Origin of the sequence: Vibrio cincinnatiensis DSM 19608 (assembly GCF_900167345.1) — a bacterium.
Classification (GTDB): Bacteria; Pseudomonadota; Gammaproteobacteria; order Enterobacterales; family Vibrionaceae; genus Vibrio; species Vibrio cincinnatiensis.
This window is the reverse complement of record NZ_FUXB01000048.1, coordinates 1-1553: the sequence shown is the minus strand read 5'-3', so window position 1 is coordinate 1553 and position 1553 is coordinate 1. Positions and strand designations below refer to the sequence as shown.

Genomic DNA, 1553 nt, shown 5'->3' with positions numbered 1-1553 from the left:
GTTGTTTCTGTTGAGAAGTCAGTATTATTTTCATGGTGTGTAGCATGATCCTGATTTTATGAAAAATCAAGCATCTTCAATGATCACGGGTATAATACCCAAATGTTAGGTTTTAGCTTTCTAGCTATCTCTTGCCATTTAGGATAAAAATCATTTATATCGCCTGTAAGCTGATGTGGATTGGCTTTGCTATGATTAATCGATGTCATTAAGCCACCAACAATATTAGCAGCACTTTTATGCTGTAAGTATAAAAGTTCCGATATGTATAACAGTAAATCGTTACTATTTCCTCGGTCAATGAGGATATATTCGCCATTAGGTCCATCATTTATAAAGTCAATATTGTATATTACCTTTTTGATTCTTGTTCTGATTTCTTCAAACTTTACAAATCTCGCAACTACCAAACCCGCATATATTCCTGACAAAACACTCAAAAATACATTTACCAAAAATTCAATCATTCTTTAAGATCCTAAATTGAAGCTAACGCCCGGTTAAGGGGCAACCAACGCTACTACCAACTTACTGCATAACATCATAACCATAAAAACCAACGCATACTAAAAATGCCACGCGTTGGTTGTCCCTCTTGAACCGTTTGTTAGATTTATACCGTAGCTGGTTGATTCAACCTGTCTTTCAAATGCTCTAGCTGTTCTTTTGACCCAGATATGACTACTTCAGATGCTTTGTTCGCAATCATAAAATTAACTTTTTCAATGTTAATTACTTTAACGTCTTTTTCTGTGCCAACAAGTAACAGCTCTTTAGAAAATGGAAATAAGAATGATTTGAAATTAAAAAGGTCTTCGATAGCATCAAAAACTACAGGTCTATCAGATGAAATAAACTTCATATCTTTGCTAGCCTTAAACAGATTGAGCTTGATGACTTTTGTTGATAAGTCGAACGTAAGTAATGGCAGAAGTAGAAACTGTATAACTTTAAGAGAATAGTTTTTCTTCGCTCGTTTCGATAGAAATCTAATGAACTTCCTATCATTATCAAATATTTCTTTTATTTCCTCATCAGCTGAATCGTATAGGCTAACCAATTTAGGAGCATAGTCGATAGCTTGTTGTCTACGGCATGGTGTGCGCCAAAATTGAATTGCGACCATAAGCTTTGCTAGTCGTTGAAAATCACCATCATTCGTTAACTCAGCAAGCAGGTTTTTGTTATTGATATTATCACTTATAAGGGAAATATATTCATTAAACAGTCCCTCCATTTGTGAATAGAATTCCTCTAACATCACTGTTTTTTCGCCACCGATACTAATAGTATGGAGGTTTTTTTCATACATTATCTGTGAAGGTGACCAGTTTTTTATACTGCCAAATTTTTTCTTATAAGCAAAAAGTTCACTTTTACTAGAAAGGAAGCCTTTTTGATAAAATACTGGAATGAAATGGTGTTTTTCCGATAATTTACTCATTATATTCTCACAAAATTAGTGTACCCCACGAAAAGTGGACACAACATAACTACACACTTTCGAACTCGACGGGACTCACGTAGCCCAACGCTGAGTGCTTCCTATTTCG

Annotated in this window: 2 protein-coding genes; both read right to left on the bottom strand. The window is 34.7% G+C overall.

The features are described from left to right. Positions 1-83 precede the first annotated feature (83 nt). Positions 84-467, bottom strand: a complete 384-nt coding sequence (locus B5D54_RS16775) for a hypothetical protein (RefSeq protein ID WP_078927661.1) — start codon at positions 465-467, stop codon at positions 84-86. Between the two features lie 146 nt (positions 468-613). Next, positions 614-1444 carry a DUF4238 domain-containing protein gene (locus B5D54_RS16770; RefSeq protein ID WP_078927660.1) on the bottom strand — a complete coding sequence of 277 codons (831 nt, stop codon included), beginning with the start codon at positions 1442-1444 and terminating at the stop codon, positions 614-616. Between the last annotated feature and the right edge of the window lie 109 nt (positions 1445-1553).

Coding starts and splice junctions, on each gene's coding strand:
- B5D54_RS16775 (WP_078927661.1), bottom strand. CDS start 467: ATGATTGAATTTTTGGTAAATGTATTTTTGAGTGTTTTGTCAGGAATA.
- B5D54_RS16770 (WP_078927660.1), bottom strand. CDS start 1,444: ATGAGTAAATTATCGGAAAAACACCATTTCATTCCAGTATTTTATCAA.